Source organism: Kushneria sp. Sum13 (assembly GCF_052692355.1).
Genome location: NZ_CP199847.1, coordinates 3,084,371 through 3,097,361 on the forward strand (window position 1 = coordinate 3,084,371; position 12,991 = coordinate 3,097,361).

The 12,991-nt window shown below is 60.1% G+C and carries 14 protein-coding genes; 5 read left to right on the top strand and 9 right to left on the bottom strand.

What is annotated here, in order from left to right:
• Positions 1-11 precede the first annotated feature (11 nt).
• The 3 genes from ACUN8C_RS14310 to ACUN8C_RS14320 all read right to left on the bottom strand — a co-directional run bounded on the left by ACUN8C_RS14310 (position 12) and on the right by ACUN8C_RS14320 (position 2,357).
• Positions 12-122 (bottom strand): entericidin A/B family lipoprotein, encoded by a 111-nt coding sequence (locus ACUN8C_RS14310; protein ID WP_407656580.1) that lies wholly within the window; start codon positions 120-122, stop codon positions 12-14.
• 122 nt (positions 123-244) lie between these two features.
• A complete protein-coding gene (locus tag ACUN8C_RS14315; RefSeq protein WP_445619837.1) occupies positions 245-1,204 on the bottom strand; it encodes a Gfo/Idh/MocA family protein in 960 nt (319 codons plus the stop codon).
• The gene (locus ACUN8C_RS14320; protein WP_445619838.1) at positions 1,194-2,357 is read right to left on the bottom strand and encodes a DegT/DnrJ/EryC1/StrS family aminotransferase; all 1,164 of its coding nucleotides are present in this window, start codon (positions 2,355-2,357) and stop codon (positions 1,194-1,196) included. Before ACUN8C_RS14320 ends, ACUN8C_RS14315 begins: the two co-directional genes overlap by 11 nt.
• A gap of 345 nt (positions 2,358-2,702) precedes the next feature.
• Between ACUN8C_RS14320 and ACUN8C_RS14325 the strand changes: the two genes are divergently transcribed.
• Entirely contained in the window at positions 2,703-3,557 is an 855-nt protein-coding gene (locus tag ACUN8C_RS14325; RefSeq protein WP_445619839.1) for an oxidoreductase, read from the top strand.
• 87 nt (positions 3,558-3,644) lie between these two features.
• On the opposite strand, the gene ACUN8C_RS14330 is transcribed toward ACUN8C_RS14325, so the two are convergent.
• From ACUN8C_RS14330 to ACUN8C_RS14340, 3 genes are all read right to left on the bottom strand, one after another.
• Positions 3,645-4,052, bottom strand: coding sequence for a hypothetical protein (locus ACUN8C_RS14330; protein WP_445619840.1), 408 nt, complete (start codon positions 4,050-4,052; stop codon positions 3,645-3,647).
• 163 nt (positions 4,053-4,215) lie between these two features.
• Complete coding sequence (locus tag ACUN8C_RS14335; RefSeq protein ID WP_445619841.1) at positions 4,216-4,413, bottom strand: hypothetical protein; 198 nt, start codon at positions 4,411-4,413, stop codon at positions 4,216-4,218.
• A gap of 173 nt (positions 4,414-4,586) precedes the next feature.
• Positions 4,587-5,543: a cation diffusion facilitator family transporter gene (locus ACUN8C_RS14340; RefSeq protein ID WP_445619842.1), complete on the bottom strand. Its 957-nt coding sequence runs from the start codon at positions 5,541-5,543 to the stop codon at positions 4,587-4,589.
• A 180-nt stretch (positions 5,544-5,723) separates the two neighbouring features.
• Between ACUN8C_RS14340 and ACUN8C_RS14345 the strand changes: the two genes are divergently transcribed.
• Positions 5,724-6,212 (top strand): phosphate-starvation-inducible protein PsiE, encoded by a 489-nt coding sequence (locus tag ACUN8C_RS14345; RefSeq protein ID WP_445619843.1) that lies wholly within the window; start codon positions 5,724-5,726, stop codon positions 6,210-6,212.
• A 72-nt stretch (positions 6,213-6,284) separates the two neighbouring features.
• On the opposite strand, the gene ACUN8C_RS14350 is transcribed toward ACUN8C_RS14345, so the two are convergent.
• From ACUN8C_RS14350 to ACUN8C_RS14360, 3 genes are all read right to left on the bottom strand, one after another.
• On the bottom strand, positions 6,285-8,219 hold the full coding sequence (locus ACUN8C_RS14350; protein ID WP_445619844.1) for a DUF3413 domain-containing protein: 1,935 nt from the start codon (positions 8,217-8,219) through the stop codon (positions 6,285-6,287).
• Between the two features lie 48 nt (positions 8,220-8,267).
• The gene (locus ACUN8C_RS14355) at positions 8,268-9,176 is read right to left on the bottom strand and encodes a Brp/Blh family beta-carotene 15,15'-dioxygenase (RefSeq protein WP_445619845.1); all 909 of its coding nucleotides are present in this window, start codon (positions 9,174-9,176) and stop codon (positions 8,268-8,270) included.
• Between the two features lie 66 nt (positions 9,177-9,242).
• On the bottom strand, positions 9,243-9,914 hold the full coding sequence (locus ACUN8C_RS14360) for a bacteriorhodopsin (protein WP_445619846.1): 672 nt from the start codon (positions 9,912-9,914) through the stop codon (positions 9,243-9,245).
• A 319-nt stretch (positions 9,915-10,233) separates the two neighbouring features.
• Between ACUN8C_RS14360 and ACUN8C_RS14365 the strand changes: the two genes are divergently transcribed.
• The 3 genes from ACUN8C_RS14365 to ACUN8C_RS14375 all read left to right on the top strand — a co-directional run bounded on the left by ACUN8C_RS14365 (position 10,234) and on the right by ACUN8C_RS14375 (position 12,750).
• Positions 10,234-10,965: a hypothetical protein gene (locus ACUN8C_RS14365; protein ID WP_445619847.1), complete on the top strand. Its 732-nt coding sequence runs from the start codon at positions 10,234-10,236 to the stop codon at positions 10,963-10,965.
• 379 nt (positions 10,966-11,344) lie between these two features.
• Positions 11,345-12,169, top strand: coding sequence for a manganese catalase family protein (locus ACUN8C_RS14370; RefSeq protein WP_445619848.1), 825 nt, complete (start codon positions 11,345-11,347; stop codon positions 12,167-12,169).
• Between the two features lie 68 nt (positions 12,170-12,237).
• Positions 12,238-12,750, top strand: coding sequence for a ferritin-like domain-containing protein (locus ACUN8C_RS14375; RefSeq protein ID WP_445619849.1), 513 nt, complete (start codon positions 12,238-12,240; stop codon positions 12,748-12,750).
• The last annotated feature ends 241 nt before the right edge of the window (positions 12,751-12,991 follow it).

Sequence of the window (12,991 nt, forward strand, 5' to 3'; positions counted from 1 at the left end):
TTCAGAACACCTCAATCAGCGGCGTTCTGGATGGCCTGTCCACCGTCAGAGATGTCTTCGCCTGCCCCGTGCATGGTATTACAGCCGCCGAGTACCGCGGCAGACAACAGCATTGCCACCATTAAAAGCATCATGCGTTTCATGTTTACCTTCCCGTGTGATCGGCCGCCCGGCGGCGCGTCTTCATGACTTTAGCACCATCCCGTCACAAGCGGCTATCCCCCTGATGTCGGTGAAGATCCGCTCATGAGGCGAGCCACAGACGCTGCTCGATCAGCTGACAGAGTGTCAGGGTCTGCCAGGATTGTTCGGCACTGGCCAGCCCATGCGATTGCCCGTCCATGACACTGCACACCATCGCCTGTGCCTGACGGGTCAGGGCATCACCGCCGGTACTGTCGGCAGGGTCCGCTGGAAGATCCTGCGGCGCAAACTGAAGGTCATGACCGCCATTGAGCAGATCCACATGCAGACTGCCCTTTGCGCCTCGAGCATGGATGACACGCTGACGACTATCCGGCAACCGCCCGGTGCTGAGGGTCACCGGATAGCCGGCATCGGTTTGCAGGCGCACCGCCACATGATCGGCGCCCTCTCCTGCCGATTGGCCGGGGCCGCTCTCGACACCCAGCAAAGCCTCGGGCGTAAGCCCCATAACGTGCTGCACGATATCCAGATCATGAATCATCAGATCCGTCACGATGGAGTCTCCGGAAAGGCGCGCGCTGTCGGGATTGTGCCGGGTGATGTTCACCTCCTCCCAGGGATGATCCCGCAAAAGCCCGGCCGTGGCCTGCAGCGCCGAATTAAAACGCTCGATATGGGCACAAAAAAGACCGGTACCATGTGCCCGGGCCAGGCGGCCCAGCATGAGACATTCCCGGGGTCGCACGGTCATGGGCTTTTCCACCAGACACGACAGACCACAGCCGATGAGGTCTCGGGTGACGCCAAAGTGCGTGGCCGTGGGGCCGGCCACCACGGCCATGTCCGCCCGGCGCGCCTGCTCGAGAAAGGCTCGATAACTCTGGGTACAGCGGCCCTGCATGGCGTCTGACAGGTCACATTCAGTGGCCGGACGAGGATCGTAGATCACGCTGACCTCCACGCCTTCCAGCGCGTTGAAGGTACGTATGTGCCTGGCGCCCATGCGGCCGGCACCGGCCACGGCCACGCGAAGCACTTCTGGAGCACTAGCGCTCATGGCAGGCGTCCCTGACGGCCTGACAGACCTGCTCGACATGATGGTCTTCCAGATAGGGATGCATCGGCAGACTGAAGGCTGCAGCGGCCACCCGGTCGGTTCGAATCAGACCGTCATGCATCATCGACCGATAGGGCGGGTGGCGATGCAGCGCCGGGGAGTAATAGCAGCGCACCGGAACGCCCTGCTCGCGAACTGCGGCCACGAGCGCATTGCGACGCGTCTCAAGTGCCACGTTGTCCTCTTCCGGAATGTCCGGCAGGCGCACCGTGTACTGCGCCCAGGCCGAGCGACAGCCCGCGGGCACGTCAGGGGTGACCAGCAGTGTCCCAAGCCCTTCCCGGTAGGCCCGGGCGATCTCATCACGTCGGGTGAGCTCCTCATCAAAAACGGTCAGCCGCGCCAGCAGCACACCGGCCTGCAGGGCATCCAGCCGCGAGCACATGCCGATCTCTTCATGACAGGCGTGATCGGGGCTGATGCCGTGATTGCGCAACGAGCGAAGTCGCTCACCAACGCCGGCATCCCGCACAAACAGGGCGCCGCCATCGCCGTAGCAGCCCAGCGGTTTGGACGGATAAAAGGAAGTGATCGTGATGTCAGCCAGTGACCCGACCGGACGACCGTTATAGTCACCGCCAAAGCTCTGGGCGGCATCGGCCACCAGATGCAGACCAAAACGCTCGGTGATGCGACCAAGCGCGGCGTAATCCGCCGGGCGTCCGAACAGATCGACAGCAATCACTGCCCTGACGCTGCCTGTGCCCGGGGACGAGGCATGAGTCACAAGCCAGGCCTCAAGCGCGCGCGGATCAATGTTAAAGGAGGCAGGATCGATATCAATCAACACTGGCTGTGCGCCGACCCGCACGATGGCCTCGACCGTGGCTGCAAAGGTGTAGGCCGGACACAGCACCCGATCGCCGGCGCCAATCCCCAACACCTGCAGGGCCAGTACCAGCGCATCGCTGCCGCTGGCACAGCTCACACACCGTGCCACGCCGGCCCGCTCGGCCAGCTGCTGCTCGAGCGCTTCTACCTTCGGCCCGTTGATGAAGGTCCCCGAGGACAGCACCTCCTCCATTTCGCATCTGAGCCGGTGTTCGATGCGGCGATATTGTGCTGCTGGATCCATGAAGGATGCGCTGGACATGAAAGGCGGTCGCTCTGGTGATGGCGTAGTTGTATGACCGCCTTTTGTACCCCATCACGACTTAACCGGGTTAAGACTATTGTCCTGCTTTTGTAGCGCGCCGATAACCTTGCTGATTCATTACGTTGCCGGCACCGGCATTAATCCATAGCCTTGTAGTAAAGGGTTATTTTTTATTGATCGCTGTTAAAACATTGTGATTATCATCACCTTGAGACACGCCGCTATGCCCTGTATTGCCTGATTCAATCAGGCGCGCCGAACGACTGTTCTATAGTGACTGCAACGATATGGATGAGGGCCTGTCGATCTGACAGGCCGTTCACCGGCGCAAAGGAGAGAAACATGAGTGCAGTCAAGGATCCTGTCTGGCTGATTACGGGCTGCTCAACCGGATTTGGTCGCGAACTGGCCCGGCTGGTCATAGCACGAGGCTGGAAGGCGGTCGTCACCGCGCGGGACAGCGCACGGGTAGCTGATCTGGCCGAGGGCGCGAAGGAACGCGTGCTGGCGCTTGGACTGGACGTCACCAAAAGCGAGCAGTTGCGTGAGGTGGTCAAAAGCGCCGAGCAGCACTTCGGTCGAATCGATGTGCTGGTCAATAACGCCGGCTACGGCTATCAGTCCTCCGTCGAGGAGGCCGATGACGCCCAGGTGCGCGCCCAGTTTGATGCCAATGTCTTCGGGCTTTTCGAGATGACCCGCCTGGTGTTACCGGGCATGCGCGCGCGCCGACAGGGTCACATCATCAACATCAGTTCCGTGGCAGGTTTTATCGGTTTTCCGGGCTCGGGCTACTACGCCGCCACCAAGCACGCGGTCGAGGGCTTCTCCACCGCGCTGGCCGCCGAGGTAGAGCCGCTGGGACTGAAGGTCACCAGCGTCGCCCCCGGACCCTTTCGCACCGACTGGGCCGGTCGCTCGCTGCAGCAGACCACCACCGAGCTTGATGACTATAGCGAGACCGTGGGGGCGCGCATGGCAGGCACGGCTCAGGGCAGCGGCCAGCAGCCTGGCGACCCGGTACGTGCCGCTCGCGCCATGATCGAGATTCATGAGCATGCCAACCCGCCGCATCACCTGGTGCTCGGTGCCTGGGGCGTGGATCAGGTCAGCGCGCATCTGCGCCAGACGCTGGAAGAGATCGAGCAGTGGCGTGCGACCAGCGTCAATACCGACTACCCCGCCGACGAAAAATGACGTGCCTCCCTTTCCGGGCCGATACGTCATGAATCAGTGAACAAAGAGAAACGAATAAAAAAGGCGCCATCACAATGGCGCCTTTTTTCATATCTCGCGCTGGCCGGGCGACAGTGCCGTCATCTGCAGCGATGGTGTCTCCACCGGTGGTGGCGGCGCATGATACTCACGCACCGGGCCCGACGCCTGAATGTCGATATCGACATCATGAAAGGCCGTGGTCAGCAGCAGCAAAAAAAGCCCCAGCAGATAGATCAGAGGGGACACCACCACAGACGCCACCGCGGCCAGAAGACCGGCCACCGTGCGGCCACGCACCATGATCACGATGGCCAGACAAAAGGCGACCAGATTCAGCGGCCAGCCAATCAAAAGCCCGGAGCCTGCCTGTGGCAGTAAAAAGGCACCCCAGGCGATGACCAGCACGATCCATACCAGCATCACCGACGCCGACCGCGACCCTTTCGATGGGGGCACAGTATTGATCTCACTCATGGGCTCACTCCCTGTCAGGCCATTGCGGGCCATTGCGGGCCATTGCGGGCCGGGCTGCAGTCTGCGCCTTTTGTCCATCGACGCAGGAAGCCCGGCAACGGCCGGGCTTCCTGTACTTGTGGGATCAGGGGCACCATACAGTGTGACACACTTCACGGGCAGGTCAGGAGTTGCGCATGATGCGCTCGGCTTCACGCATTGACGCTTCCTCATTCAGGCCCTTTTGCTCTCTGAGCATTCCGGCGATGCGCTGCACCTCGCCCTTTTCGTAGGAAGACAGGTCGTTGGCGACCACGCCCCACTTTTCCTTGAGCTGCCCGGCGATCCTGTCCCACCTGGCGCTCCGGGCATTTTCAGACACGGTATTCGTTCCTTTCATGATGATGTTTAAAACGCGGCATCGGGCCGCCTTATGGCAACCAACCTTCAGCGCTCTGCCTGAAACGCAAAGGATGACGCGTATTCAAAAGCAGTTGCCAGGCGCCATCCATCACCTGAGTTATCAGGCATGGCCGACGCGTCAGGTCATTACGATCATGAAGGATGGGCGTGTCCGGCAGGGTGATCGATATCCGCGTGTTCAAGGCAATGTGACTGCCGCTCGATCTGTACCGTAACGTGATCGGCATCGAAGCGTTTTTTGAGATACGCCCTGATCACCAGAATGGCGTGGTCCTGATCCACGCCGTCATGGATCACGGCATGCAGGGTGATCATGATCCGCTCCGGTGTCAGTGACCAGATATGCACGTGGTGAACACTTTCGATATCGGAAAGCGCGTGCGGGATATCACGTATCAGCTGCTCGCTGTCGATATGAGCCGGTGCGCCTTCAAGCAGAATGTGCGCCGACTGTGTGGTGATTTTCCAGGCACTGCGGGCGATCAGTGCTGCTGCCAGCAACGATAGCAGCGGATCGATCGGCATCCAGCCGGTCAACATGATGACCACTGCGGCGGCAATGGCCGCCACCGAGCCCAGCAGGTCGCCCAGCACGTGCAGCAGCGCACCGCGGATGTTGATGTTGCCTCGATCCCCGCTGTGCAGCAGCCAGAACACGCCGAGATTGACCACAAGTCCCAAAATGGCGATGGCCAGCATGCCGGCACTGGCCACCTCGGTTGGCGTCCACAGCCGGCGCACGGCTTCAAACAGGATCCAGGCCACGATCACCAGCAGCGCCACGCCGTTAACGAAGGCGGCCAGCACCTGCACCCGATGATAGCCGTAGGTCTTGCGAGCATTGGCCGGGCGATGCGTCAGCCGGGCGGCCACCCAGGCCAGCGCCAGTGAAGCGCTGTCGGTCAGCATATGGCCGGCATCTGCCAGCAGCGCCAGCGACCCCGTCACCAGCCCACCGGCCACCTCGGCTACCATGAATCCGCCGGTCAGCACCATGGCCCACAGCAGGCGCCGCTCGTTGTCCGTGCCGTGATGATGTCCGGGGCCATGGTGGTGATCGTGCCCGTGATGCGCCTGCTCCTGCGTCATGAATCTTCTCCGTTACTTGTGTCGAGCGTCAGGACATGATGACAATCATCATGATGGTGTCAGGATGACACATTCATGCACCGATGAACGTCGCATCGCTGTCACGGGGCTATCTGCCCGCCAGGCCGTCACGGCACCGGGGCGCCCGCTGTTTATCACATGATTTTTCAGGACATGACCATGCCAACAAGGACAAAAGAGCCCCTGGGCTCGCGATTGCACCAACAGGCCGACCGCCTGGGCAACCTGCTGGTGAGCACTTTCCACTTCATGGCGCTGTTTGCCATTGGCGGTGTCATTGCGTGGGCGGCCCTGGGGGCCTTTCTTGAGATGATTGCCGATGGTCAGGCGGATATCGATGATGTGCTGCTGCTGTTTATCTATCTGGAACTGGGCGCGATGGTCGGCATCTACTTCAGAACCAATCACATGCCGGTGCGCTTTCTGATCTATGTGGCCATCACCGCGCTGACGCGCATGATGATCGGGGACATTCAGCATCATCACCGTCCGGATATGGGCATCATCTATGTCGCCGGCTCGATTCTGCTGTTGGCCCTGTCGATTCTGGTGGTCCGCTATGGCTCTCACCGGTTCCCCTCGGGGCCTCACCGCAATGTGGCGCCTGCTCGAGCCGGTGAACAGGACGACACCACCGACGAACACTGAGGCGATACCCCGGCCGTTGCCGGGGCACCTTTTCCTCAAGCGCCCGCCTGTTTTTCGTCAACAGGCGCCCGGCTATTTTTCGTAGAACTGGCGAAACTGCTGCAGGGCCTCAAACACCGCCGGGGAAAACCCGGGATTGTCGAGCGGCGTCAGTTGGCGGTCGAGTATCTTCCACTGACCGGTGCCATCGACCACGGTAATCCGGTCGGGCTCGATAATGCCGTAATCCAGATAGCTGCTGGCAATCACCCAGGGATGATTCAGCTGTTCATCGAGCAGGTCGCCCCCCTGAGCATAGTCCGACAGAGGATTGGTGCAGCCCAGCACGTGACGCATCAGCATCGGCGCCACGTCCAGATGGCTGGTCATGCCATCTTCCACACCCGGGGCAACACCCGGCCCGTGCACGATCATCGGCACATGGGTCTGAGGCGCGGCGAAGTTGCTGTTGTGCCCCCAGTAGTTTTTGTGGAAATCATTGAAGGACTGGCCGTGATCGGCGGTCACGATCAGCACGGTATTGTCCCACTCCCCGCGCGCCTTCAGATCATCGATGACTCGCTTGAGCAGCTGATCATCATAATGGACCGCATTGCGGTGCAAATTGAACAGCGGCTCAGGATCGGTATCCGGACCGAGTTCGAGATAGTTCATCTCGCTTGCCGAGGGCTGAAACGGCATGGCCGCATCCTCTGGGACGCTGTAGCCGTGCGGCGCGTCGTAAAACAGCATGCCAAACCAGGGCCTGTCCCGCTCGGTTCGCTCGTGTTGATCAAGCCATGCCAGCCAGTCGGTGGTCATGCGGGCATCACGTTCGTGCGGCGTCTCGCCGGGGGTCCCCCTGCGCAGCGGCGACACCGAGGAGAAGACGGTGCGATCAAAGCCCACGCTATCCAGACTCGCTGCAGCAAAGATCCCAAGCGCATAGTTCTGACGCTGCATCTCGGTGACCAAAAGCGGCGGCGTCTGGGTGTTATTGATGTAGGCGTTGTAGTTGCCGATCAGCCCATAAAACAGGCTCATGACCCCGGTGCGCGTGCTGTTACCGCCGCTGTAATGCTCGGTATAGCGCCGCCCGCTCTGCGACAGCGAGGCATGAATATTGGGTGTGGTTCGGGCGTCGTATTCATCGCTGCGCCAGGAGTCGATCATGACCAGCATGATGTTGGGAGAGGACTGCGGGCGGCACTGCAGAGGATGACGCGGCCACTCGAGCTCACTGGCTTCACGGACACTGACATCACCCCGCGCGCTGCGCGCGGCGCGCGGGTCCAGCCAGCCGTGCTCGGCCATGAAATCCTTGGCCGTGGCCGGAAACAGCAGCGGATAAACGCTGGTCTGCTGGGTGACGCTGCGCATGTAGCGGGCATCCGCCACGATATGTAAAAGGTGGCTGGCCACCAGTGCCAGCAGCAGCACACCAGACACTTTTCCGACCGGCCAACGCCCTGGGCCACCGGCCATGAGCAGTCGGCGCGCCAGCCATCCCTGCGCCAGCAGCAGCGCCACGGCCACCGCGATCACCACACACCATGTTTCGGTGGAAAAGCTGAAGATTTCGCCGTTTTTATCGTTTAAAAACAGCGACACCATGAAGTAGTTCACATGAAAACGATACTGGGCGTAGACCACCGTATCCACCAGCAACGCGCTGGCTCCCAGCGCTGCCAGCAGTGCCGCCGGCGGCCAGAGAAAGCGCGACGGCAGCACCAGTGCCGGCAACAGCAAAAGTACCCAGCCCAGCAGTACCAGCAGACCGAAATGGCCGACCCATGTCAGCACCAGATAGAGGATGCCCCAGCCATCGTGCGGCACTTCCATGAAAGGGAGATAGCGAAGAGCGATCAGCCAGACGAGCGGCAGCTGGTAAAGTGCCAGCGCCAGCGTCGCGCGTAGCCGGGAAGAGACAACATCCACGTTGATGACCACCTGAAACCGTTGATAGCTGGCGGCGTAGTCTACAGGGATATGGCCGAGGATGGTGCATTGGACAGACACCTGACGCATACCGTACGGCCGTGACCAGACACAGGGCCTGCCAGCCGGGCGCAGCCGTCAGGGTGTGATGGGGATACGCTCGCCCAACCACTCCACCAGCATATGTGGCACTGTCAAACAGGCAAGCCCGATAAAGACCGTCTTGATCAGCGCGCCGGTGACATGGTCATGGCTCATCCAGAGATAGCCGGCACCGGCGCCGGCCCAGGTCAGCAGCACCACAGGCGTGGCCACGACCAGCATCTGTCGATGTCCGGTCAGAGCATGCTCACGTCGAATGGCCCCAAGATGCAGTGGGCTGTGAAAACCGCAGAAGTAGCAGACAAAGTAGGCCAGCGGGTTGAGCATAATGGCCCCCAGCAGCAAAAGCCCCGTGGCCGCCACGAACATTGCTCCCTCGCGGCGAAGACCCACGAGCACAATTCCCAGCGCCAGCGCCACCAGCGGACGGGCGGCGTCCAGAAAGGGCGTCGGGTCGGCGACGGCCAGGGTCCGCACGATGTCGGCCACCTCGCTGCCGCGCCAGGCAAACGGCAGCGCGATCACCAGCACGCCCCAGCACAGGCGCGTCATCAATGTCTGCCGGCCGCGCCAGTCGGTGCCAAAATGGGCCGCCGACAGCAATAAAAACAGCGTCAGCCCCACGGCGGGCCAGTGATACCAGCACCACAGCAGCAGCAGGGAGAGCATCAGATAGCCCAGCATGAACAGGCCCAGGCAGGCCCCGGGATGCCGAGTGCCGGGCAGGTAATAGCGAATCAGGCGGGCTCCGGTGAGGTGATCGAAGGCGCCATGAGGCAGTCCCAGCAGAGCGACCCCGACCGTCAGCGCGACCAGAGAAACCGCACCGGCAGGCGACCACTGCTGTGACAGCAGAGCCAGAACGATGGCGCCGGCCATCAGCCAGAGCAGCCGACCTCGAACGGTATCGGTGCCCTCTTGTGGCGCCTCTTTTGATGTCCTCATCCGATGCCCTTCAGCTCTGCGACAAGTATGACCGGCCGGGCCACATGAAGCCGCCCGGCCCTGGTCTCAACGCGCCTGGCGGGCAGCGTTGAGAGCAACCGCGCCAAAGCCGACCTTGGCCGTGACGTCCAGCACCAGATAGAGCCAGCTTTCAATATCCACGGAGATCATCCCGGCGCCGGAACTCCCCACCAGCCAGACGATGGGATAGCACACCCAGAGTGCCGTCAGCATGCCGGCCAGCTTCGAATAGGGCGCTATCTGGCCATCCTCGCTGGCACGGCGACGCAGCGGCCCCCAAATGAGGCCCAGCACGACGAAAAAGGCCACCATGCTGATCACCCACCAGTAGTAGTTGTAGGGTGCTATAGAAAGATTACCCACCAGACCGGTCACGATCATGTAAACGTCGGCCGCGATCAGCGCCGCCAGCAACGTGGCAATGCGCCCGAGGGTATTCCCGGCGAACATCGCAAGACTTGTCAGCAGGATGGGGGTCGTGATGACCCAGTCGGTGTAACGGGCAAAGTAGACCGTGCGCCCGTTAAAGAAGAGATCGCCCTGACCCAGCGCCATGGCAAGATAGTTGGCAAAGGCCACAAACACGATGGTCATGGCCGCCACACCATGACGCTTTTCAAGCTCCGGCAGTCGGCGACTGGCCAGCCAGAACAGCACCCCGCCCAGCAGCATCGCGATCCAGCCGATCGTAAAGGAAAGTTGTACGCCAGATGACATGTCGAGCACTCCATTGCGTTTGAAAAGACGTCATCAGTGGTACCGGAAGATGGCCTGTCGACGTGCCATGACGCTTGCAGAGCCCATAACTGAAACCAGACTGAAGACAAGGCAAAGGTTAGTAGAAGTTAAATTCCGTATCAAAATTGAACCCATAAGTTATTTCTATCGAATTCGGCTTCACCCATTACCCTTCTTCCCGCAAGGACGACATATAAAGCGCCAGCAGATCGAGCCGTCGTCTTGATGAGGGGCTGACGCCTGCGCTCTGCTACCATGACGTTTCAGATATCTTCCATGCCTATCGAGAGAGGGCGGCATGCTCAGCCAGCTACACCCCCTGTGGGCCTGGATTACCGACAACGCGATCGTGGTTGGCGGTCTGGCCAGTATCGGCCACGTGCTGATATGGGGCATCGCCATGCAGGTGGCCGTCAGCGACGCTCGTGCGCTGCGACGCCCTTCCATTCTGATCAAGCACGGCAAGGCCCGCCGGATCGACAGCCCCTGTCTGATCAGCAACATGGGCCATGGCGTCGTGTTTGTAGAGTCCATCATTGCCCGGCTTGAAACCGATCAGCAGACGCTGCTCTGTGACATCACCGAACTCGCGGATGAAGACACCCGCCAGCAGCCGTCCTCCTCCGAGGAGGACAAAACCGATGAAGGTGAGACCGGCAAGGGCGGAGGAGAAGAGGAAGGCGAGCTGGTAACCCGAATGGGGCCACTCAATTCGATGCAATACATGAAGGCGAGCAACTTTGATCGCATTATTTCCCATGCCGCGCAGCAGTATGGCCTGACGCTTGACAATGATGACACCGTCAAGGACAGCGGCGAGACAATCAAGGCCATCGAGATCAATCTGATTGCCATTCAGGGGACAGAAAAGCGCCCGATCGGAGCACGACGCCGGTTCAACCTTGTTCGGGACAATGACAACCAGCTCATGCTCGTACCGGAAAGGCACAATACCCACATGCTCACCTCCTGGCGTCAGCGACGACAGCTCAACCATTGGCGGCAAAACATTACCATTGAAGGCCTGTAACGAAAGGCCCGTAACGCATGCCGGAGCCCGTCACGTGACGGCCCGGGGCTCGTAACACATGCGCCGAACCCCGATCACTGCGGCTTCCCTCCTGTGCCACATAACGTATGTCCCCGACCGCTCGCCATGCGTAGTACATCTTTTAAAAATCGCCTTGATGGCGATTAACTTCCTTCAAAACGACACATTTAACTATATTAAAACACCTTATAAAGTTTGCTGTTCCCTGCCTTCCTGCCCACGCTTGATGCAGTAGCCGCGTGGTAGCCTGCCTCTTTAATGGACTGATTGACAAAGGGCGCAGCGCTCACATATCGACCTGTCATGCCGGCTTCTCCATCGGTTTTTGTTTTATTGAACATCATGCAGGGAGGCATTCATGTTCCATCATTCCTCAAAGCTTCAGTATCCCGTTCGTGTCGACAAGCCTGACCCGCAGTTTGCCATGCTGTTGCAGCAGGCCATTGGTGGCATTGAGGGAGAAATCCGTGTCGCCATGCAGTATTTCTTTCAGGCCATGGGCGCGCGGGGTGACGACCGCATTCGTGATCTTCTGATGTCCACGGCAACCGAAGAACTGTCCCACATCGAAATGCTGGGCCATGCCGTGGCGCTCAACCTGGAAGGCGCCCCCGTCTCCTATCAGGAAGCGTCTGCAAAGGATCCGGTCATCAATGCGATCCTGGGCGGTGCCAATCCGCGCCATCTGCTCTCCTCCGGGCTGTCTGCCATGCCGGTCAACGCCAACGGCGTCCCCTTTGACATGAGCCATGTCTATGCCACCGGCAACATTGCTGCTGATATGCAGGCCAACGTGGCAGCGGAAGCCAGTGGCCGCGTACTGGCCTCGCGGCTGTACAACTGGACAGACGATAAGGGCATGAAGGATTTTCTGTCCTTTCTGATCGCGCGCGATACCTATCACCAGCAGCAGTGGCTGGCCGTCATAGAAGACCTGGGTGGTTTGCAGGAAAGCCTGCCGATTCCCAACAGCACACCCGAGGAACACGAGGCGACCGAGCACTCGTACTATTTCCTCAACACGCTGCTCGACAAGGAAGCCCCTCAGGGGCGGTGGAGCGAAGGGCCGTCACTGGATGGCCGCAGCCAGTACAGTTTCAAGCAGCAGCCCGAACCGCTGGGTCAGGTGCCGACGCTGGGCAAGGCAAAGCCTGGCTCGGGTGCGCAAAAAGAGCAGCTCTAGCCCATCCGGGGACAGCCGGCTGACAGATCTACTGCAGACATCGCTTTTCCATCAAAAGGACATTGATCATGACTACCGATGCCAAATCTCATCTCATGGACTGGCTGCGCGACGCTCACGCCATGGAAAAGCAGGCAGAGACCATGCTCGAGGCGCAGGCCAAACGGCTGGAGCACTATCCCGAGCTCAAGGCCCGCATCGAGCAACATCTCGAAGAAACCCGCGGCCAGTCCGAACTTCTGGAAGAGTGCATCACCCGCCTGCACGGCAGCACCTCGAGCTTCAAGGATATGGGCGGCAAGATGGCTGCGACGGCCCAGGGCATGGGCGGGATGTTTACCAGTGATGAAGTCGTCAAGGGCGGCGCTGCCAGCTATGCCTTCGAGCACTTCGAGATTGCCAACTATCGCGCCCTGATCGGCGCAGCCGACTATCTGGGTGAACCTGAAGTCAGATCAGCCTGTGAGCGCATTCTCAAGCAGGAAGAGGACATGGCCAAATGGCTGGAGGAGCATCTTCCCGCCATCACGCAAACCTTCCTGAAGCGTTCGGAAGAAGAAGACACTACTGCCAAACGCTGATTTTCCTGCCGACGCCTGATCATCACTTTCGAGGCCCGCACCACGGTGCGGGCCTCGCCTGTTTGCGCATTTACCCTCCCGGCACATTCTTTCGGATACGCCCATCCCAACGGCGCTTTTTGCGGCATGCTTCAGTTTGTCATCGAGGCAATCTGTATTGGCGATGACTATTCTTTTGATCATTATCGAAAAACGGCCAACGACAAAGCTTTGACATCACATTGAAAAGAGATGCCTTGTA